Origin of the sequence: Nocardia sp. (assembly GCF_025465275.1) — a bacterium.
GTDB lineage: Bacteria > Actinomycetota > Actinomycetes > Mycobacteriales > Mycobacteriaceae > Nocardia.
Genome location: NZ_JAODNK010000100.1, coordinates 22,838 through 30,285 on the forward strand (window position 1 = coordinate 22,838; position 7,448 = coordinate 30,285).

8 protein-coding genes are annotated in these 7,448 nt (G+C 63.9%); 6 read left to right on the forward strand and 2 right to left on the reverse strand.

What is annotated here, in order from left to right; all coding sequences use genetic code 11:
- Window positions 1-107 precede the first annotated feature (107 nt).
- On the reverse strand, window positions 108-1,250 hold the full coding sequence (locus JWN03_RS23740) for a metallophosphoesterase (RefSeq protein WP_297619045.1): 1,143 nt from the start codon (window positions 1,248-1,250) through the stop codon (window positions 108-110).
- A gap of 301 nt (window positions 1,251-1,551) precedes the next feature.
- On the opposite strand from JWN03_RS23740, the gene JWN03_RS23745 reads away from it, so the two are divergent.
- From JWN03_RS23745 to JWN03_RS23760, 4 genes are all read left to right on the forward strand, one after another.
- Complete coding sequence (locus JWN03_RS23745) at window positions 1,552-2,037, forward strand: Lrp/AsnC family transcriptional regulator (RefSeq protein WP_297619048.1); 486 nt, start codon at window positions 1,552-1,554, stop codon at window positions 2,035-2,037.
- A gap of 106 nt (window positions 2,038-2,143) precedes the next feature.
- A complete protein-coding gene (locus JWN03_RS23750; protein ID WP_297619051.1) occupies window positions 2,144-3,529 on the forward strand; it encodes an aspartate aminotransferase family protein in 1,386 nt (461 codons plus the stop codon).
- Window positions 3,530-4,011: 482 nt separating this feature from the next.
- Window positions 4,012-4,362 carry a hypothetical protein gene (locus JWN03_RS23755; protein WP_297619054.1) on the forward strand — a complete coding sequence of 117 codons (351 nt, stop codon included), beginning with the start codon at window positions 4,012-4,014 and terminating at the stop codon, window positions 4,360-4,362.
- 75 nt (window positions 4,363-4,437) lie between these two features.
- Complete coding sequence (locus tag JWN03_RS23760; protein ID WP_297619057.1) at window positions 4,438-4,758, forward strand: type VII secretion target; 321 nt, start codon at window positions 4,438-4,440, stop codon at window positions 4,756-4,758.
- A gap of 716 nt (window positions 4,759-5,474) precedes the next feature.
- Here JWN03_RS23760 and JWN03_RS23765 read toward each other — a convergent pair.
- A complete protein-coding gene (locus JWN03_RS23765) occupies window positions 5,475-5,789 on the reverse strand; it encodes a hypothetical protein (RefSeq protein ID WP_297619060.1) in 315 nt (104 codons plus the stop codon).
- Window positions 5,790-6,147: 358 nt separating this feature from the next.
- On the opposite strand from JWN03_RS23765, the gene JWN03_RS23770 reads away from it, so the two are divergent.
- Both JWN03_RS23770 and JWN03_RS23775 read left to right on the forward strand, forming a co-directional pair.
- Complete coding sequence (locus tag JWN03_RS23770; RefSeq protein WP_297619063.1) at window positions 6,148-7,020, forward strand: helix-turn-helix domain-containing protein; 873 nt, start codon at window positions 6,148-6,150, stop codon at window positions 7,018-7,020.
- Window positions 7,017-7,223 (forward strand): DUF397 domain-containing protein, encoded by a 207-nt coding sequence (locus JWN03_RS23775; RefSeq protein WP_297619066.1) that lies wholly within the window; start codon window positions 7,017-7,019, stop codon window positions 7,221-7,223. Before JWN03_RS23770 ends, JWN03_RS23775 begins: the two co-directional genes overlap by 4 nt.
- Window positions 7,224-7,448 lie beyond the last annotated feature (225 nt).

Consider the following 7,448-nt stretch of genomic DNA (forward strand, 5'->3'; position numbering starts at 1 on the left):
AAGTTCGGGCCGCCGCTCCCATCACGCTAATCACGCACGGCCGCAGCCGGATTCGATGGTCCGGCAGCAGCCGTGACGTGGTCGCTGACCTCGTCGAGCGTAAAGACCTATGCCGCAGGGGTTGTGAGTTCGGGACTGCGGAGGACTAGGACGGTGATCTCGCTCGGGGCGAAGACTCGGAGTTGTGGGCCCCAGAAGCCGGTGCCGCGGCTGGTGTAGAGCTGGGTGTCGCCGTGGCGGCTGAGGCCGGCTACTACCGGCTGATCCAGGCGGACCAGGTAGCGGAAGGGCCAGATCTGGCCGCCGTGGGTGTGGCCGGAGATCTGTAGTGCCACACCGTGTTCCACCGCATCGGTGATCTGCTTGGGCTGGTGCGCGAGCAGGACTACGGGCAGGTCGGGGTCCGCGCCGGCGAGGGCGGCGGGCAGGTTCGGTCCGTGGCCGGTGAGCGCGACGCCGGTCGGATCGTCGATACCGGCCATGACCAGGCGGTCGCCATTGCGAGTGAGAATCTCGTGCTGATTGTGCAGCGGCTGCCAGCCCAGGCCCGCCATATGCTCGATCCAGCCGGGGGCATCGCCGAAGTATTCGTGATTGCCGGTGATGTAGAAGCGACCCAGTTCGGCCTCCACCTTGCCCAGCGGATCGACCTGCGCGCGCCGCTTCACGACCGAGCCGTCCGCGAGATCACCTGCGTGACAGGCGATATCGGGGCGCTGCGCATTGACCACCTCGACCACCCGCTCCGACCAGCGCAGGCGATCGGTGGCGGCGTAGTGGGTGTCGGTGACGACCACGACCCGCAGCCCGTCGAGTCCGGGCGCGAGCTTGGGGATGGTCACATCGACGGTCAGCACCCGCGGGATCCGCCGGGCCTCGTAGATGCCCCAGACGACGAGGACGGCCGAAATCGCAAGCACCCCAAGGGCAACGATGCGCGAACGCGCCGGATCGTCGACACCCGCCAGGATCAGTCCCGTCCGCACCACGGCGCCGATGGCCGACCAGGTGAACAGCACCCACATCACGCCCAGCGCGGTATCACCTATCAGCGCGGCGGTATCCGACTCCTTCGGACCGTGCCCGGTGAACATGGCCGCGGGCAGGCCGATGTAGCCGAGTACGAACAGCGCCGACAATGCCCAGAAGGCCGCTCCCGACGTTGTGGTGTACACCAGCACCCACCACGGGAGCAGAAAGAGCAGCGCTGGAATCACCAGGAACACAGCCTGGCGGGGAATCCTGTTCAACAGAGTCCGTCCTCATGGGGCAAGGGGCACGGACCTTGTATCCAGCGCCGTCGATTCCCCCGCACCGACGATACCCGTACCCGGCAACCGTGGCTGGACGGGCAAGTCGGGGCGATTACGGCGAACGGATACGGGCACCTGTCGCCACCGCGCGAGCACACGAGCGACCGAATCGGTTGCATCTGGCGTATTGCTCAACTGATTTCGTTGTATGAATTTAAATATGCAACGTATTCACTACCCGACACACCGAGACGCGCCGACTTCGCACGATTGGTGGGCGGACCGTGCATCGGGAAGGATGGCCCAGGTGAGCGACCTGACTTCCAGCCGGACCGCCCCGGCGCTCGATGACATCTCCAAGCGGATCATTGCCCAGCTACAGGAGGACGGGCGGCGGGCATACGCGACCATCGGCAAGGCGGTCGGCCTGTCCGAGGCCGCGGTGCGGCAGCGGGTGCAGAAGCTCGCCGATGCGGGCGTCATCCAGATCGTCGCTGTCACCGATCCTTTGCAGGTCGGGCTGTTTCGGCAGGCCATGATCGCGATCACCGTGGACGGGCAGGTGCAACCGGTGGCCGACGCGCTTTCCGCGATCGACGAGATCAACTATGTCGTGGTGTGCGCGGGCCGTTACGACATATTGGTCGAGGCTGTGTGTCCCGACGATGAAGCGCTGCTCGAACTGGCTTCCACCCGCATCCGGGCCCTCCCCGGGGTGCGGCACGCGGAGATCATGGTCTATCTGAAACTGAACAAGCAGACCTACAAGTGGGGCACCCGCTGACTCGCAACGAAATCCGCAGAATCGGAGTCATTCGCAACGAAATCGGTTGCCGAACAGGCAATTATGTGAGATAACCGTAGGAAGTCAGAACTTCCGAGGAGTCCCCATGACTGCGACCGCCCAGCCCGACTCCGCCATCGACGCCTCCCGCGTCGTGCGCGACCACCTCTGGATGCACTTCGCCACCCACGACGGGCAGGCCGAGGCCGATACGCCGGTGATCGTCCGCGGCGAGGGCGCTTACATCTTCGACGACAAGGGCAAGCGCTACCTGGACGGATTGGCCGGACTGTTCGCCGTGCAGGTCGGACACGGACGCGAGGAATTGGCCGAGGCCGCCGCCCGGCAGATGCGGCAACTGCCGTACTTCCCGCTCTGGGGCTATGCCCATCCCCCGGCCCTCGAATTGGCCGATCGGCTGGCCGCTTCCGCGCCCGGCGACCTCAATCGCGTGTTCTTCACCGTCAGCGGTGGCGAATCCGTCGAGACCGCCTGGAAACTCGCGCGGCAGTACTTCAAACTCGTTGGCAAGCCGACCAAGCACAAGGCGATCAGCCGGTCCATGGCCTACCACGGCACCTCGATGGGCGCGCTGTCCATCACCGGAATCCCCGGCGCCAAGGCCGATTTCGAGCCGCTGGTGCCCAGTACGCAACGCGTGCCGAACACCAATTTCTATCGGGCCACCGAACACACCGACGACTACAACGCCTATGGGCTGTGGGCCGCCGATCGCATCGAGGAGGCCATTCTCTTCGAAGGCCCCGACACCGTGGCCGCGGTCTTCCTGGAGCCGGTGCAGAATACCGGCGGCTGTTTCGTACCGCCGCCCGGCTACTTCCAGCGGGTTCGCGAAATCTGCGACCGCCACAATGTGCTGCTCGTCTCCGATGAGGTCATCTGCGCGTTCGGCCGACTCGGAACCGCCTTCGGCGCAGACCGTTTCGGCTACCAGCCGGACATGATCACCACCGCCAAGGGCCTCACCTCCGGCTACGCGCCGCTCGGCGCGGTGATGATCAGTGACCGCCTCATGGAGCCGTTCCACAAGGCCGAGACCCCCTTCATGCACGGCTCGACCTATGGCGGCCACCCGGTATCGTGCGCAGTCGCACTGGCCAACCTCGACATTATCGAGAACGAGGGCCTCTACCAGCACGTGCTCGATAACGAGGACCTCTTCCGCACAACTCTGGAAAAGCTGAACGACCTGCCCATCGTCGGCGAAGTCCGTGGCGCAGGCTTCTTCTGGGCCGTAGAACTGGTCAAAGACAAGCACACCCGCGAGCGCTTCACCGATGAGGAATCCACCCGCATCCTCCGCAACCACGTATCCAAGGAACTATTCGCAGGCGGCCTCTACTGCCGAGCCGACGATCGCGCCGAACCGGTCATCCAGTTCTCCCCGCCCCTGATCTGCGGCCGCCCCCAGTTCGAGGAAATCGAGCAGATCGTCCGCGAAGCCCTTACCGGAGCATGGAAACTGCTCTAACTCGAGCCGGGTCGCAGCGACTGCCACCCAAGCATTAGAAAGCGGCTGCGGCGCAAGCATTCACGTGCCGCGCACCTGTTGGAGCGCCGCGCAGGAAATAGCACTAGATTTCGTGCGCGGCACGCGAAATGGTGCGCGGATCCCTCACCCGCGCGTGGAGCCTGCTCCAACCCGACCACGCCGCAGCGTCTGCCACGCAAGCACTGGGAAAGAGCTGCGGCGCAAGCGTTCGTGTGCACCGCGCAAACATTCGCATACCGCGCACGCGTTCGTGTGCCGCGCACGCGTTCGCATACCGCGCACGCGTTCGCATACCGCGCACGCGTTCGTGTGCCGCGCGCAAACATTCGCATACCGCGCACGCGTTCGTGTGCCGCGCACGAAGTAGCAGTGGATTTCGTGCGCGACATGCGGAATGGTGTGGGGGAAACGAGGGCGATCTGGGTCGTTCAGTCCTGGGGATCGGTACCCTCATCGACGCTGTGTTCGGCCCGGCCGACATCGAGATCACCCTCACCGGTACCGGCGCGCACCAGCGCAAACATCGAGTCGGCCACTACCGGCTACTCACCACACTCACCGACTACACCGCGTTTCCCACCGCCGATATCGTGCAGCTCTATCACCAGCGGTGGGAGATCGAAACCTCCTATCTGGAACTGAAGTCGAGCCCGGACGTCCCCATCGCCGAATTCACCGGCGGCCACAATGGGAATCTCACACACCCCCCATCGGGAGAGGACACGGGATGCGGGTGGCCTGACCCCCAATTCACCGGACTGGCGCATCGCGAGCTCGATGTGTCGAAAACTGCTGTGGCAGAGGGCCTCTGATATTGTTCCGCATGAGCTTTCGTCGGGCGGGCGACGAAGAACGCTGTGCGTAAACCCAACATGAATGGGGGCGAAATGCAGGTTTCTCCACAAGAACTGCGTGATGCGGCGAACACATTCGACGGCATCGTCGGCACGGTCGGGAAGTTGCCGGTCATCGACGCCGCATCCGGCGTCATGGGGACGTTGGGGGCGCTGATGCAGGGCTCGGATACCGGACCAGAGCCGGATCGGATAGAAGCGGTGCGCGCCAAGGCGATTCCCATCGTCAGTGGCCGCTACCAGGAATTCGCGGCTCTACTGCGCGAATCCGCAGATACCTACCACGGGTCCGATCAGGAGGCAGCAGCCCGCTTCGATGCCCTCGGCGACTTCAACTCCGGGATCAAAACGTGAGGATTCCGCTCGTCGGTGAGGTGCTGCTCTGGAACATCGACTAGGCGCGATGCCTCCCGTGTATGCGATGCAAGTTGCGAACCGGCACACGACGGAATGGGCGTCCGTCCGCGCCGAGCAACAGTTTGCGATGCGGTGATGGAGCGTACGACCGATCGTCGGAGGTGCCCAACCAGACAGCGGCGACGATCCCGATGCAGGACAGAGCGAGTACCAAGAGCTGAGTTAGCGCATACACGAAAGCCCCCTTCAGGCAAGCTATTTCGATGCCGGACAAGCGGCATGACGGCTCGTCAACGGTGGTCGAGGATTGCGGCTAGCGGTCGAGCCTGGCAACGAAGTCTCGAACTACGGGCCGCTGCGCGTACCTCGCGTCCGGCTCAGGTGGTCATCTCACGGGGTGTGGACGTGCCCGCTCTCCCCGACCTCGGCACGGGGCTGCTCACCCCGAGAATTTTTCGCTGATTCCGTACTGTTCAGGGTGTCGGTGTCATGCCCGCGGGCCGGGGCGATGCCGATCATGTCTTCATCGCCGTTCCCGAGCCAGCCCTCGCAGGTGACCCGCTGGAGTCGCCCGTCAGCATCGTGGAGTATCGGGCGACTGTCCGGCGGTGCGAGTGCCAGTTTCGCCGGAGTATCCGAATGATATTCGGCGAGAAGTGCTTTCACCGATGGAGCCACGTCGGTGCGAGTGGGTTCGATTTCCGACATCGGATCTACGCCTTCTGTGGGGTGTCGATCGGGGCCAGGAGTGCGGCCCAGTAGTCGTCGCGGACCGCGTTCCATATGTCGTTGTGGCGAGGGAACATGTCCCGGGCTTCGGCGAGGTCGGGGTAGGTGCCGAAGATGATCGTCCCGGGCCTGCCACCCGGCACCGATGCCCGGGAGGGCAGGCAGTAGGCCGGGAACGATTCGGCGGTGAACTCGACGCGCAGGATGCAGGGGGTATGTCCGCGCAGTCGCCACACGATGATCGTGCGATCACCTTGCGCGAGTTGGACTTCGGTGATTCGGAGCGCGCCGCTGGTCATGGTCGGGCTCCTTGCTGGCGGCTCCCGGCGTCGTTGGGCGCGCTCCCCCGCCGGTAGTGCAGGCTGAGGGAAGTCCGGGTGTCCCCAAACGCTTTGTCGTGATCCATCTTTCGAAGACCTCGAGTCGTGTCGGATGGCGCTGTCGATGCGCACCGACTCTCCGTCCCGAGCACACTCGGGGCGGAGACTTCGAGAGGGAATCATTCGGGTCGGATTCCCTACCGGGCGCGCTTCTAGTGGTACGCGCATCCCCGGCAGTCTGGAATATTCCAGTGCACGACTTCCGCAGTTTTCTACCCGTCTTCCAAACGCGGTGCGAAAATCATTCCAAAACAACGGATTTCTGTGAGGTGAGCTAATGGAAAGCTCGGGTTCCACAGTTCCGCGTCGCATGCTGGGACGCCAACTGCGCCAGTTACGCGAGAAGGCGGGCGTCACCGTCGCGCAGGCATGCCGGACCATCGAGGTATCGCCACAGACGATGTGGCGATTGGAAGGCGGTCAGGGGGTCAAGCTCAAGGACATCTACGTCAAGGCGCTGTGCGAGCTGTACCGATCCGGCGACGAAGAAATCATTGCGCTCATGGGCCTTGTTCAGGAAACCAAACGAACCGGCTGGTGGCATGCCTACGGCGATGCCGTACCAACATACTTCGATCTGTATCTGGGGCTCGAGGAGTCGGCCCAGAAACTGACCACGTATCACCTGACTCTGTTGCCAGGCATGCTCCAGACGGCGGCATACCGGCGCGCGGTGATCTGGGGCGCGTATCCCGGAATGCCCACCGCCGATGTCGAGCGGCGCATCGAGATCGCCGCCCAGCGCCAGAAGCGATTACAAGAGCCGCGTAATCACTTCGGCATGAACGCGTTCCTCGGCGAGGCGGCGTTGCGATATCGGGTGGGTGGGTCGGCGATCATCGCTGAACAGCTCCGGCACATCGTCGCGGTGTCGCGAATGCCTACCGCGACCGTTCGCATTGTGCCCCTTGGCATTGAGACGATATCGCCGCTGATTACGGGCTCCTTCACGCTCCTGGAGTTCGCACCGCACACCCACTTCACCGAACCTCCCGTGGTATATGTTGAGGGCTATACGGGCGCGCTCTACCTCGACAAACCTGGGGAGATCGACCAATACAAGCTGGCACTGAAGGCCATTCGGGGTGCAGCATTGAGCGAGCAGGAAACCAGAGAACTGGTGTTGAATATCGTTGAGGAGTTCGAGTGAGCACCGACCTGTCCACGGCGGTTTGGTTCAAGAGCAGCCGCAGCGGCCCCAACCAGGACTGCGTCGAAGTTGCCCACCTCGACGGTGGCATGGTTGCGGTGCGTGATTCGAAGGATCCGACCGCCGCTGCGCTGATCTTCGCCCCCGGCGAATGGGACGCGTTCACCGCCGGTGTGAAAGGCAACGAGTTCACGCGTCCCTGACGAAATCCATTGACACTCAGATGCATTGACAGTTGGCGCCCGCGCATGCAACGACAGGTCAGACCCCCGGTCCGGTGAGGGTTTTCAGCTCGGCGGCTAGGTTGGCGCGGGCGGCGGTGTCGTAGCGGGCGCGGGCGGTGGGGGTGCGGAAGAGGTGCTGCTGCTGGACTAGTCCCTGTAGTACCGCTGCGCGGCCCTGGCGGAAGAGGTTGTCGGGGACGTGTG